We start from the raw sequence: 12,908 nt of genomic DNA, 5'->3' as shown, positions 1-12,908 counted from the left end.
AAAATTAAAAACACCGTTCGCCCGCCGGTGGGCGGGGGGCATCCTATTTGCAACGGTCATCTTGTTTTTGTCGAATCCCGAGTTGCTCTCGGCTGTGCTGCTAGGGAAACTCTGAACAACTCCCCTTGATCCTGCGACAATCACACAGACGCAACGGGACAACGACGATGCAACTGACCTTCGGCGATGCGGAGTACAACGGCAAGCGCAAGCGGACGCGGCGTGAGGTGTTCTTGGCCGAGATGGACCAGGTCGTGCCGTGGAAGGATCTGCTGGCACTGATCGAACCGCACTACCCGAAGTCGGGGCAGCCGGGGCGACAGCCGTATCGGCTGGAGACGATGCTGCGCATCCACTTTTTGCAGCAGTGGTACGCACTGAGCGATCCATCGGCGGAAGAAGCACTGTACGACACGGTGTCGATGCGCCGTTTTGCGAAGATCGGCGGGCTGGATGAGGTGCCGGATGAAACGACGATTCTCAACTTCCGGCATTTGCTGGAGCGGCATGATTTGGCGCGCAAGCTGTTCAACCGGGTCAACGCGCACCTGTCGCGTAAAGGGCAGAGTCTGCGGGGCGGGACGATCGTGGATGCCACGATCATTGCGGCGCCAAGTTCGACCAAGAACAAGGATGGCGAGCGCGATCCGGACATGCACCAGACCAAGAAGGGCAACCAGTACTTCTTCGGGATGAAGGCGCACATCGGGGTGGACGATGAGTCGGGCCTGGTGCACCACGTGGAATGCACGGCGGCCAACGCAGCGGACATCACGCAGGCGCACAAGCTGCTGCACGGCAAGGAAGACACTGTGAGCGGCGACAGCGGCTACACCGGGCTGGACAAGCGCGATGAGATGAAGGGCAAGCGCACGCTGCGCTACCTGATCGCGGAGAAGCCCTCGAAGCTGAAGCAGATCAAGAATAAGCGCGAACTGAAGTTGGCCAAGCGCTGGGAGCACACCAAAGCCAGCCTGCGTGCGAAGGTGGAACACCCGTTTCGGGTGATCAAGCGTCAGTTTGGTTACGTCAAGGTGCGCTATCGCGGTTTGGCGAAGAACACCGCACAGGTGCTGACGCTGTTTGCACTATCGAATCTGTGGCTGACGCGCAAAGCGTTAATGCCTGCTGCGGGGAAGCTGTGCCTGTAATCCAGGCAACACCCCGCAAACGTGCCGAAACCGGCAAAAAATCGGCGATTTGAGCGCCCTCAGCGCGGCGGATGCGGTTGCTTCGTTTTCCGGTCGCGTTGATCAGACCATCCCTAGTGAACATGATTGGCGTGGATGTATTCGTCCTATTTATTGGAATTCAGCTGCGGCAGAACTGGTCGGTTATTAGTGCCTTCATAATCGTGCCCTGCTGTATCAGGGTAAAGAAGCTGTTTAAGGTGGATTGACCTTTGGCTAGCTTGGTAAGTCGTGATTCGTTGCCGCCCATGCAAAGCTTTTCGTGGCGGTTTAAAACGACGGCTGGATAGAATGACTAGAAGTTGCATTGAATCCAATTCGATGAGCATTCTATGTCGGTAATGTGGTAGACATCTTTCGAGACTCACGAATAGCTCTGGATGGATGGTGGATTTGGTCTGCGGTTATACGTTTCCCAGGCATTGGTCGAACGGGCGCTGAGAATTGTTCAAGCAGTTGCCAGAAGAATTACAACGGCCAGAGTCTGCGCCGGCCGTTGTAATTTCAGCTGCTCCATCGCAGCTCTCAGGCAGACAACTCCAACAACAACTTATTCAACCGCCGCACATACGCGGCCGGATCCTTCAAACTATCGCCCGCAGCCAACGCAGCCTGGTCGAACAACACGCGGCTCAGGTCGCCGAAGCGATCCATATCCTGTTCCGCGTCGAGTTTCTCGATCAGCGGGTGGGTGGGATTGAACTCGAACACCGGCTTGCTTTCCGGCACCGCCTGGCCGCTGGCTTCCAGCAGCTGGCGCATCTGCAGGCCCAGGTCGCCCTGACCGATGGCCAAGATCGCCGGGGAATCGGTCAGGCGATGCGAGACGCGTACTTCGGCGACGTCGTCGCCCAGCGCTGCCTTGATGCGCGAGGCCAGGCCTTCCTTGGATTTGGCGAGGTCTTCCTGCGCCTTCTTGTCTTCTTCTGAATCCAGCTTGCCCAGGTCCAGGTCGCCACGCGCCACGTCCACGAACGACTTGCCGTCGAATTCGGTGAGGTAGCTCATCAGCCATTCGTCGATGCGGTCGGTGAGCAGCAGCACTTCGATGCCCTTCTTGCGGAACACCTCAAGATGCGGGCTGTCCTTGATCTGCGCGTAGCTTTCGCCGGTGAGGTAATACAGCTTGTCCTGGCCTTCGGCGAGGCGACCAACATAATCGGCCAGGCCCACGCTCTGCGCGCCGCTGGTGTCGTGCGTGGACGAGAAACGCAGCAGGCCGGCGATCTTTTCGCGGTTTGCGTAATCCTCGGCCGGGCCTTCCTTCAATGCCTGGCCGAAGTTGCGCCAGAACGTGGCGTAGTCGTCCGGCTTGTCCTTGGCCAGCTTTTCCAGCATGTCCAGCGAGCGCTTGGTCAGCGCCGACTTCATCGAATCGACCACCGGGCCGGACTGCAGGATTTCGCGCGAGACATTGAGCGAGAGGTCCGACGAATCCACCACGCCCTTGATGAAGCGCAGGTACAGCGGCAGGAACTGTTCGGCCTGGTCCATGATGAAAACGCGCTGCACGTAGAGCTTCAGGCCCTTGGCCGAATCGCGGTGATACAGGTCGAACGGCGCGCGGCCGGGCACGAACAGCAGCGAGGTGTATTCCAGCTTGCCTTCGACCTTGTTATGGCTCCACGCCAGCGGGTTGCCCACGTCGTGCGCGACGTGTTTATAGAACTCCTGATATTCCTCGTCCTTGATTTCGGACTTGGGGCGTGTCCACAAGGCGCTGGCGCGGTTGACCGCTTCCCACTCCGGCTCTGCTGGCTTGTCGGCGTCTTCGCCGTAATGTTCCTTGCGCATCTCGATCGGCAGGCCGATATGGTCGGAGTATTTCTTGAGGATGCCGCGCAGCGTCCAGCCATCGGCGAAGTTGTCTTCGCCGTCCTTCAGGTGCAACACGATGCGGGTACCGCGCTCGGGCTTGTCGACGCTGGCAACTTCGAATTCGCCTTCACCACGCGAAGACCAATGCACGCCTTCGCTGGCCGGAAGACCGGCGCGACGCGAGTACACATCGACCTGGTCGGCGACGATGAACGCGCTATAGAAGCCCACGCCGAACTGGCCGATCAGGTTGGCGTCCTTCTTCTGGTCGCCACTGAGGTGCTTGAGGAAATCGGCGGTGCCGGACTTGGCAATCGTGCCCAGGTGCGAGACCGCATCTTCGCGGCTCATGCCGATGCCGTTGTCGTCGATGGCGACGGTGCGCGCGTCCTTGTCGTAGTCGACGCGGATGCGCAACTCGCCACTGCCTTCCAGCAGCTCGGGCTTGACCAAGGCTTCGAAGCGCAGCTTATCGGCGGCGTCGGCAGCATTGGAGACCAGCTCGCGCAGGAAGATTTCCTTGTTCGAGTACAACGAATGGATCATCAGCTGCAGCAGCTGCTTGACCTCGGTTTGGAAGCCAAGTGTCTGCTTGTCGGTATCAACGGTCATTGGGGTCGTGCTCCGTGGTGGTCCAGGCCGCAATGCGGCCGATGGCCTGGGGGATGAGGCCGTCTGCCGATTTTTCAAGGCAGGCCTGCGCGATCGAGGTGTGCGTCGCCCCCGGCGCGGGGCAGGGTGGCTGTAGCGATGCGGGCGCTATCATGGCCGGCCATTCGTCTTGCTTCGAACCATGTCGCCAACCGCGCTACTGCCATGCTTCACCCGCTTGCCGTCGATAGGCGCCTGGCGATGAACCGCCCGCAGCGGCCGGTACCGCGGGCCGCGGAAGGGCAGGTGCGCATTGTTGGCGGGCGCTGGCGCAATACGCGTCTGGCGGTGCCCAGCTTGCCCGGCCTGCGCCCCAGCAGCGACCGTGTGCGCGAAACGGTGTTCAACTGGCTGATGCCGCGTCTGCCCGGTGCGCGCGTGCTGGATCTGTTCGCGGGGTCCGGCGCGCTGGGCCTGGAGGCGGTGTCGCGCGGCGCCGCGCATGCCACCCTGATCGAACGCGACCCCGGCCTGGCGCAGCGGCTGCGCGAGCACGTGACCCGGCTGGACGCCGCCAAGCAGGTGCAGGTGCTGCAGGAGGACGCAGTGCGCTGGCTGGAGCGTGCGCCCGCAGCGCTGGCCGATATCGTGTTCGTCGACCCGCCGTTCGCCGCTGGCCTATGGCCGGCAGTGCTGGAACGCCTGCCCGCGCATGTGGCCGCCGATGCCTGGCTGTACCTGGAAGCGCCCGCCGATGCGCCGCTGCTGCCGGCCGGCTGGCACCTGCACCGCGAGGGCGCCACCCGTGAGGTGCGCTATGCGCTGTACCGCCGGGCCGCTGCTACACTGAAGAGCGATCCGACCCCGGTAGTCTCCGTATGAGCGTTGCCAATAGCCGCACTGCGGTCTATCCCGGTACCTTCGACCCGATCACCAACGGTCATATCGACCTGGTGAATCGCGCCGCGCCATTGTTTGAGCGTGTGGTGGTGGGCGTGGCGTACAGCCCGTCCAAGGGCCCGGCGCTGTCGCTGGAACGCCGCGTGGCGCTGGCCCAGGAAGCGCTTGCGGCACATACCAATGTGGAAGTGCGCGGCTTCGATACCCTGCTTGCCCATTTCGTGCGCGAGATGGGCGCCGGCGTGCTGCTGCGCGGCCTGCGCGCGGTGTCGGACTTCGAATACGAATTCCAGATGGCCAGCATGCACCGCCATCTGATTCCGGAAGTGGAAACGCTGTTTCTCACCCCTGCCGAGCAGTACAGCTTCATTTCGTCTTCGCTGGTGCGCGAAATCGCGCGGCTGGGCGGGGATGTTTCCGGCTTCGTGCCGGCATCGGTTGTCGAGGCCTTGCGGCAGGTGCGCGAATCCCGCGCGCAGGCTTGATCAGTTGCAGTTACATCACCACACGCCTTTCAAAGGGAGGAGTTTCATGAAACACACCATGCGCGCTCTGGCGCTCGCTTCGATCACCGCTCTGGCGTTCACCGCCTGCAAGAAGGAAGCGCCGGCGCCGACCGCTGCCGCCGCTCCGGCTGCGTTGACCGCACCGGCCAAGGATGACAACGCCGGCTGGAAGAAGTACCTGCAGGAAGTGGTCGGCCAGAACCTGGGCACCACCACCAACAGCCCGTTCCTGTACTACTTGCCGCCGGAGTCCGACGCCGAATTTGCCGGCAGCTACGAGCGTCAGCTGGATAGCGTCAAGACCGCACTGGCGCGCGGCGTGCAGCCGGGCAACATGCTGGCCTTCGGTTCGTCGGCGTCCAGCAAGATGGCCGACCTGATCGATGCGGCGTTCAAGGACGTGGCACCGGACTCGATGAAGGGTGTGCGCGTGCTGTTCATCGGCAATGCGGCCGACAACGCGCGTGTGCAGACCATCGTCCAGCCCAAGGGCGCGGAATACATCTTCGTTGAAGCCAAGTAATGCCGTACCAAGCCGGATGCGCGGGAGGGCGTATCCGGCTGCGGCGTGGAAACGCACCATGCTGCTGAGTTCGCACTCCACCGGAGCCGGCCGTGTCAGGCCGGTCTCCGACAGCGCCCACGGCGTTGTCCACCTGTCGCTACGCGCCATCTGCGCTCGGCTGCAGCAGTACATTGCGTTCCAGCGCTTGCGATTGAAGCGCGCTGTGTCACGTCGCATCGTAGTGCCGATATGTCTCTGAAAATCAACGAGCTCTGCGTCAATTGCGACGTCTGCGAGCCGGCGTGCCCGAATCAGGCCATCTCGATGGGCGAAACCATCTACGTCATCGACCCGGCGCGTTGCACCGAGTGCGTGGGCCATTTCGACGAAGCGCAATGCGTGGTGGTGTGCCCGGTCGAATGCATCGACCCGGATCCGGCCATTCCGGAAACCCATGATCAATTGCTGGCCAAGCTGATGCAGCTGCAGCGCGATCATCCCGAACTGTACGAACAGGAGCCTCCCGCCCCGTGAGCACTTTGTCCCGAGCTTTCTCCGCACGTGGCCTGTTGTTGCTGGCCTTGGTGCTGGCGCCTACCGCCTGGTGCGCCGATGCCGCCAAGCCAGCAGCGGTCACTACTGCAGCGGTTGCCGCGCATCCGCCCGGCGCGGCGATTGCCAGCGGCCATGCCCTGGCCACCGATGCCGGCCTGCAGATCCTGCGCGAAGGCGGCAATGCCTTCGATGCCGCGGTGGCGGTGTCGTCCACGCTGGCGGTGGTTGAGCCGATCAGCTCAGGGCTTGGCGGCGGTGGCTTCTTCCTGCTGCACGATGCCAAGACCGGCAAGGATGTGATGCTGGACGCGCGGGAGACTGCGCCTGAGTCGGCCACCGAAGCGCAATTTCTCGACAAGAAAGGCGAGCTGGACCGCGATCGGTCGGTCAACGGCCCATGGTCGGCCGGCATCCCGGGCCTGCCCGCGGCACTGGTGGAACTGGCTGCCAAACATGGCCGCCTGCCACTGAAGCAGTCGCTGGCACCTTCGATTCGCATTGCCAGCGAGGGCTTCCCCGTATACGCGCGCATGGCCAAGGGTTATGCCTCGCGGCGCGAGGTGATGGAGCGCTACCCCGGCACGCGCGAGGTGTATCTGCGCGGCGGCAAACCCATCGCCGAAGGCGAAACCTTCAAGCAGCCGGAGCTGGCGCACACGCTGCAGCTGCTCGGCGACGAGGGCTTCGACGGGTTCTACAAGGGCGAAACTGCCAAGAAGCTGCTGGCCGGCGTGAAGCAGGCGGGCGGCCAGTGGAAGGCGGCCGAGCTGGCAGGGTACCGGGTCAAGGAGCGCACGCCGATCCAGTTCGATTACCGCGGCTGGAAGATCACCACCGCGCCGCCGCCGTCGTCCGGTGGTATTGCGCTGGCGGCGATGCTGCAGATTCTGGAAGGCTGGGACTTGAACACACTCGATGACGTGCATCGCACCCATCTGGTGGTGGAGTCGATGCGCCGCGCTTACCGCGACCGTACCTTCTTCCTGGGCGACCCGGACTTTGTGGACGTGCCGCAGCGCGTGCTGACCAGCAAGGATTACGCGCAAGGCCTGCGTGCCACCATCAACCCGGACAAGGCCACGCCCAGCGATCTGCTGTCGGGCAACCCCACGCCTTTGGAAGACGACGAGACCACGCACTTTTCCATCATCGATGGCGAAGGCAACCGCGTCGGCGCCACCCAGACGGTGAACCTGCTGTACGGCTCGGGGCTAATTCCCAAGGGCACCGGCGTGCTGCTCAACAACGAGATGGACGACTTCGCGCTCAAGCCCGGCACCCCGAATGCGTTCGGCGTGATGGGCTACGCCGCCAACGCGCCGAAGCCGGGCAAGCGCATGCTCAGCTCGATGACGCCGACCTTCATGGAATCGGCCGACAAGGCGATCGTGCTCGGCACCCCGGGCGGTAGCCGCATCATCACCATGGTGCTGCTCGGTATCCTGGGGTACGACGCCGGCTTGGATGCGCAAGCAGTCAGCGCGTTGCCGCGCTATCACCACCAATGGCTTCCCGACGTGATCGAGGCCGAAACCGACGCGTTCTCCCCGCAGACTGTCAAGGGCCTGCAAGCGATGGGACACGCACTTAAACTGCCCGGCGACACCGCCGAAGGCGGCCGCGGCTCCAGCCACGTGTGGGGCAACCTGCAAACGGTGGAATGGGACAAGCGCCGCAACGTGCTCAGCGGCGGCAGCGACCCGCGCAACCCGGTGGGCAAGGCGCAAGTGCAGTTGGATGCAGCGACGCGCTGAGTGAGAGACGACGTCGCAGACTGCGTCTGCGATGGACAAACAGCGAGGTGCACACCGGTGCGCCTCGTTTTTTTTACGCGATCACGCGAGCGATGCGTGCGTTGACCTGAATGTTTTTTGCGTTCAAACCGGGGGGCTGCCCATGAAGATCGAATGTCAGGCGCATGCCTGATCGAAATATCAGGCAATGGGTCGATCCGCCGAAGTGGAACATGCCGAGCGGATCGCCTTTTCTGACGTAGTGCCCCTTGTAGACGCCGAGCTCGCACGTGGGGACCTCGGCCATGCCCACCGCCATGAAGCACATCACGCCGATGGCCTGATTGTCGGCCTGGATGTAGATCATCGCGCGCGTGGCGATCTCGGTGATGTAGGCCTGCGAGGAGTTGGGCCCGGCCGAATCGAAACCTTCGGCAAGCGCTTGTGCGTAGTAGGTTCCAGGTTGTAGATGCGTCTTGACGATGCGACCGGACACCGGACTATGCTAGCGGTGATAGCTGAGTGCATCCAAAAAATGCCTGGTAGACGCTGCCCCCCACAAACTGTTCGACATATGCATCGTGCGCAAGCATGTGGTCGAGCGAGTAGGGCTGCGCCTGGAGCCAGAAACGGTCGCGCAATTGCACGCCGTGCGCCAGCCGGTAGGGCGCGGATTCGCAAGCGTTGACGATGACCGCATCGTCGTCGGGCGCGTCGAACGGACAGACGCCTGGCCGAAAGCGGCGGGTAAAGAAATCGTCCCAGGAGGTGAATTCGTAATGGGGCGCAGTGGGCTCGCAGATGAGGTTGGTTGCGAAGTAAGGCATGGCAGTCTTTGCAGCGCGGCCGAACCAGCCGCTGACCGGATCGCTGTTGAGCACGTAGGTTGAATCCGGCGAGGCCAGAAACCGTGCCCACTCGTTGAGCATCGCGCGAAATGCCGCGTTGACCTTTTCGTTCAAGACCGCGCTGGCGCCGCTCCCGGTGCCCATCGGCCAATCGAGATTGCATTGATCGGGAAACCCACAAGGCCGGTCTGATTGAACTCCGGCGCACGCGTCATGATGGCGTCGAACAATTTCAGCATCAGGTGATAATCGCGGACCTGCGGCTTGCCGGTTGGATACCGGTTGCAGGGCTGTTTGTGCGGTACCTGCTCGAACATCTGATGGAACAGCATGTAGATCTGCGCATCGCCTTCGATCAGTGCCTTGAAATCCTCGATGACCGGATGCAACGGCCGCGGAGAGGCTTTCAGCGTGTCGGCGTCGACCTCGCGCACCAGCGCGTTCAGCCAGTCATCCAGAACGCGCTGATCGCTGGGCAGCCACTGGCCGACCCGGTGGGCGATATGGCAATGCAAGTTGGTTGTCGTAGGTCTCTCACAGCTGCGGCGGGTCGGTGGCGTCAGGCCACGCCTGCCAGGTCGAGCCGGGCTTGGCGGCGTGCCCAGAACGCAGAGTCCGGCCAACGGCGTTCGAGGTCGTCGAAATGATTGCGGTTGATCAGATATTCGGAAAAACGCGCCTGCACCGCAGTGGCGTAGTCATCGGACAGATCGCGATCGGTGGTCAACGGCGCATGCGGTTTGTCGAGGCTGGGGTTGCGGATCGGCGGCAGGTGACCGTCGCTATAGCTTGCGATGCGCTGGCGCCCGGCTTCGGGGAGGATGAAGGTAGTGGTTTTTTTTTTGGCCACGTGCACGGTCCACACGATATCGATGACGGTGTTGTCGCCGACCGTCGAGCCGATGACGATTTCCTGGCCGCCGCCCCGCGGCCAGCGTTTTTCGGCCAGGTCCGGATACGCAAAGATGCGGAAACGGGCGGCATGTCGTTTGAGTGCGCCGTGGATATCGCGCAGATCGGAACTGCGCACCGGTTCCGACTCGGTCCCGGCCCGGATCGGCAGGCCTCCGGTCACATCCGATGCGCCGGAAAGCGGAGCGCCGGTCATGCTCTCTGGCGCGATGACATGCTCGTTACTATTGCCCACCCGCGCGATGCCGATGGCGGCATGGATACGAAAGTTTTCCATTAGGCACGCTCCATGTCTCGCTGCCAGTTGAGGGTGCGAACTGTTCGGAACCGGAAAGTGGTCTTTTGCGAACAGCGATAGCGTGCTTACATCAGCATGCGTTCGAATATAATGCAATAAAAATTTTTTTGCTTTGTTGATTGATCGAATGAAGTCACGCTGTCGGTGAGAATTCTATGTGATTGGAATTGGCTTCGTTGCGTGCGGAATCCCTGTATTTATAGGTTTTTTAGCGTGGAATGACATCTTTGTATCGTGCATTTGTGTGAGCTAGTGCAGATGCAAGATGGCAAAGAAGTGATTCGTAAAATTTTGAGGAGATTTGTCGGGTATTGGTTTTAACCGCATGCTAGTTCTTATCTAAATGCGATCGGGTGGTTGTGGATTTGGATGTCCGGAGCGCTCGCGGGTTTGCCCATGTTTGATAATCTTTCCATTCGAGAACAGGCATGGCACGTCCGGACGGCGCCATGTAGACAACCACCGTTGCGGCCTGCGCCAGCCCGGTGCCGGTCGGCGTGGCACTGGTCATACGAGGTCGCTGCTTCCATGCGTGCACATCTTCCTGCACGTGCTTGTTTCCACGCACCGATGCGACCACCATTGCGGCATGAAGACACTGCATACCCTGTTGACCTCGGCGATTTTCGTGCTCTCATCCACCGCGTGCTTTGCACAGGCTGCTGCTGACGGCGCAGCGGCCCAGATCCACGTCAACCAACTCGGCTATCTACCGGGTTCGGAAAAACTGGCCGTGGTCGGGCTGCCACAAGGTGCCGCAATTCGTTCGAATCGCTTCACGGTCGAAGATGCGCAGGGCCACAGCGTATTGCAAGGAACCCTGCAGCCGGCCGCGGTGTGGTCGCCGGCCGATCAGCAGGCACAGGTGGCCGATTTTTCCGGCCTGCGTATTGCCGGTACCTATCGGTTAAAGGTCGATGGATTGCCGGCATCGGATACGTTTGCAATCAACGCGCATGCGTATCAGCCGTTGGTCGATGCAGCGTTGAAAGCGTTCTACTTCAACCGTGCCAGCACTGCGCTGCCGGCGCGGTACGCCGGGCGCTACGCGCGTGCGGCCGGGCATCCGGATACGCAGATACGCATCCATCCGTCCGCCGCGTCGGCGACGCGCCCGACCGATAGCGTGATCAGCGCGCCCAAGGGCTGGTACGACGCAGGCGACTACAACAAGTACATCGTCAATTCCGGCATCAGCACCTACACCTTGCTGGCGGCTTACGCGCAGTATTCGGCCTTTTTTAAGTCGAAACCGCTGACCATCCCCGACGATGCGCCCGGCGTGCCCGGCATCCTGCAGGAGGCCTGGTGGAATCTGGACTGGATGCTTGCCATGCAGGACCCCGCCGATGGCGGCGTGTACCACAAACTCACCAACAAGCGGTTCGATGGTTTGGTGATGCCGGATCATGCCAAGCAGCAACGCTACGTGGTGATGAAGACGACTGCCGCGACCCTGGACTTCGCAGCAGTGATGGCCGTGGCCAGCCGCGTGTATGCGCCGTTTGAAGAGCAGTATCCGGGCATGTCGGCACGCATGTTGAAAGCCTCGCGGGCTGCGTGGGCATGGGCGAAGCAGCATCCGGATGTGATTTATCACCAGCCCAGCGACGTGCTCACCGGCGGTTACGACGATGCGCATCTGGACGACGAATTCGCTTGGGCAGCGGCCGAGTTATACATCGCCACGCGCGAGGACGGGTTTTACGACGCGATGATTGCGCGCAACGTGCCGGCCACGGTGCCGTCGTGGGGCAATGTCGGTGGCCTTGCCTGGATGTCGTTGGCCGAGCACCGCGACCGACTCACGCCGCATGCCGATCGCGCGCGGATCGAGCGGGAGATCACCGGCTTGGCGCAGCAGTTGGCCGACAGCTGGCAATCGTCGTCGTGGCGTTTGTCCATGGCAGACAGCAATTTCGTGTGGGGCAGCAATGGCGGAGTGCTCAACCGCGCGATGATGCTGCTACAGGGCTACCGGCTGACGCAAAAACGGCAGTTTCTGGATGCCGCGCAATCTCAGCTGGACTACATCCTGGGCCGCAATCCGCTGGGTCTGTCCTTCGTTACCGGGATGGGGAAGCGCACGCCGATGCATATCCACCACCGCCCCTCCCAAGCCGACGGCATCGAAGCGCCGGTGCCGGGTTGGCTGGTCGGTGGCCCGCAGCCGGGGCATCAGGATGCCAAGGAGTGCAAGGTGCCGTACCCCTCGAACCTGCCGGCGCTGTCGTATTTGGACAACTTCTGCAGCTACTCCACCAACGAAGTGGCGATCAATTGGAATGCACCGCTGGTGTATGTGAGCGCGGCGATCGAGGCGTCGACGCACTGAGCTCCGGTCAGCGCGACTTTCTCCTCTCTATCCTTACCAACTCACTCCACCCGCGTACCGAAAATCCGGTCTCCTGCATCGCCCAGGCCGGGCAGGATGTAGCCCTTGTCGTTGAGGTAGTCGTCGATGGCGGCGGTGTAGACCTCCACGTCTGGATGCGCCGCTTCCAATGCCGTCAGGCCTTCCGGTGCAGCGACCAGAAAGATGCCCTTGATGCGCCGCGCGCCGGCGCGCTTGAGCATGTCGATGGTGGCAATCAGGGTGCCGCCGGTGGCCAGCATCGGGTCCAGGATCAGGGCGTCGCGTTCTTCCAAACGGCCGGTGAGGCGTTCGAAGTAGGGCACCGGCTGCAAGGTCTCTTCGTCGCGCTGCAGGCCGACCACGCTCACGCGCGCGGTGGGAATCAATGCCAGCACGCCGGGCAACATGCCCAGGCCGGCACGCAAAATTGGCACCAGGGTAATCTTTGCACCGGCAATGCGTTGCACCGTCACCGGGCCGGCCCAGCCCGGCTGGGTGTGCGATTCGGTGTCCAGGTTGGCGGTGGCCTCGTAGGCCAGCAGCGTGCCCAGTTCGGTGACCAGCTCGCGGAAGCCCTTGGTGCTCAAGGCGGCATCGCGCAGCAGGCCGATCTTGTGCTGGACGAGGGGGTGGCGGACTTCGACGATTTTCATGGGCAGCGACAGGCGAGAGAAGGGCACAGTGTGCCGCAGCCGC

The 12,908-nt window shown here is 62.2% G+C and carries 11 protein-coding genes and 1 pseudogene; 7 read left to right on the top strand and 5 right to left on the bottom strand.

Features of this window, described 5'->3' with window-relative positions; all coding sequences use genetic code 11:
* The first annotated feature begins 167 nt into the window (after positions 1-167).
* Entirely contained in the window at positions 168-1,151 is a 984-nt protein-coding gene (locus tag KWO_RS12850) for an IS5 family transposase (protein ID WP_017113471.1), read from the top strand.
* 564 nt (positions 1,152-1,715) lie between these two features.
* Here KWO_RS12850 and htpG read toward each other — a convergent pair.
* Positions 1,716-3,620, bottom strand: a complete 1,905-nt coding sequence (gene htpG, locus KWO_RS12845; RefSeq protein ID WP_017112302.1) for a molecular chaperone HtpG — start codon at positions 3,618-3,620, stop codon at positions 1,716-1,718.
* Between the two features lie 204 nt (positions 3,621-3,824).
* Here htpG and rsmD point away from each other — a divergent pair, with 204 nt between their 5' ends.
* The 5 genes from rsmD (at position 3,825) to ggt (ending at position 7,819) form a co-directional block, all read left to right on the top strand.
* Positions 3,825-4,481 carry a 16S rRNA (guanine(966)-N(2))-methyltransferase RsmD gene (rsmD, locus tag KWO_RS12840; protein ID WP_170962538.1) on the top strand — a complete coding sequence of 219 codons (657 nt, stop codon included), beginning with the start codon at positions 3,825-3,827 and terminating at the stop codon, positions 4,479-4,481.
* Positions 4,478-4,984 carry a pantetheine-phosphate adenylyltransferase gene (coaD, locus tag KWO_RS12835; RefSeq protein WP_017112388.1) on the top strand — a complete coding sequence of 169 codons (507 nt, stop codon included), beginning with the start codon at positions 4,478-4,480 and terminating at the stop codon, positions 4,982-4,984. The genes rsmD and coaD overlap by 4 nt, the downstream gene beginning before the upstream one ends.
* Positions 4,985-5,030: 46 nt before the next feature.
* A complete protein-coding gene (locus KWO_RS12830) occupies positions 5,031-5,528 on the top strand; it encodes a hypothetical protein (RefSeq protein WP_010376600.1) in 498 nt (165 codons plus the stop codon).
* Positions 5,529-5,759: 231 nt separating this feature from the next.
* Positions 5,760-6,044 (top strand): YfhL family 4Fe-4S dicluster ferredoxin, encoded by a 285-nt coding sequence (locus KWO_RS12820; protein ID WP_003489796.1) that lies wholly within the window; start codon positions 5,760-5,762, stop codon positions 6,042-6,044.
* Positions 6,041-7,819 carry a gamma-glutamyltransferase gene (gene ggt, locus KWO_RS12815; RefSeq protein ID WP_010376601.1) on the top strand — a complete coding sequence of 593 codons (1,779 nt, stop codon included), beginning with the start codon at positions 6,041-6,043 and terminating at the stop codon, positions 7,817-7,819. The genes KWO_RS12820 and ggt overlap by 4 nt, the downstream gene beginning before the upstream one ends.
* A 73-nt stretch (positions 7,820-7,892) precedes the next feature.
* Here ggt and KWO_RS22785 read toward each other — a convergent pair whose 3' ends face one another.
* From KWO_RS22785 to KWO_RS12805, 3 genes and pseudogenes are all read right to left on the bottom strand, one after another.
* Positions 7,893-8,294 carry a phosphatidylserine decarboxylase gene (locus KWO_RS22785; protein ID WP_200858639.1) on the bottom strand — a complete coding sequence of 134 codons (402 nt, stop codon included), beginning with the start codon at positions 8,292-8,294 and terminating at the stop codon, positions 7,893-7,895.
* Positions 8,295-8,298: 4 nt separating this feature from the next.
* A pseudogene (locus KWO_RS22780) lies at positions 8,299-8,978 on the bottom strand (phophatidylserine decarboxylase associated domain-containing protein).
* 227 nt (positions 8,979-9,205) lie between these two features.
* Positions 9,206-9,835 carry a LodA/GoxA family CTQ-dependent oxidase gene (locus KWO_RS12805; protein ID WP_010376604.1) on the bottom strand — a complete coding sequence of 210 codons (630 nt, stop codon included), beginning with the start codon at positions 9,833-9,835 and terminating at the stop codon, positions 9,206-9,208.
* Between the two features lie 610 nt (positions 9,836-10,445).
* Between KWO_RS12805 and KWO_RS12800 the strand changes: the two genes are divergently transcribed.
* Positions 10,446-12,191 (top strand): glycoside hydrolase family 9 protein, encoded by a 1,746-nt coding sequence (locus KWO_RS12800; protein ID WP_010376606.1) that lies wholly within the window; start codon positions 10,446-10,448, stop codon positions 12,189-12,191.
* Positions 12,192-12,232: 41 nt separating this feature from the next.
* On the opposite strand, the gene upp is transcribed toward KWO_RS12800, so the two are convergent.
* Positions 12,233-12,865 (bottom strand): uracil phosphoribosyltransferase, encoded by a 633-nt coding sequence (gene upp, locus KWO_RS12795; protein ID WP_010372342.1) that lies wholly within the window; start codon positions 12,863-12,865, stop codon positions 12,233-12,235.
* Positions 12,866-12,908: the final 43 nt, after the last annotated feature.

Source organism: Xanthomonas vasicola pv. musacearum NCPPB 4379 (assembly GCF_000277895.2).
Taxonomy (GTDB): Bacteria; Pseudomonadota; Gammaproteobacteria; order Xanthomonadales; family Xanthomonadaceae; genus Xanthomonas; species Xanthomonas vasicola.
Note: the sequence above shows the minus strand (reverse complement) of the source record. Positions and strands in the feature narration are given on the sequence as shown.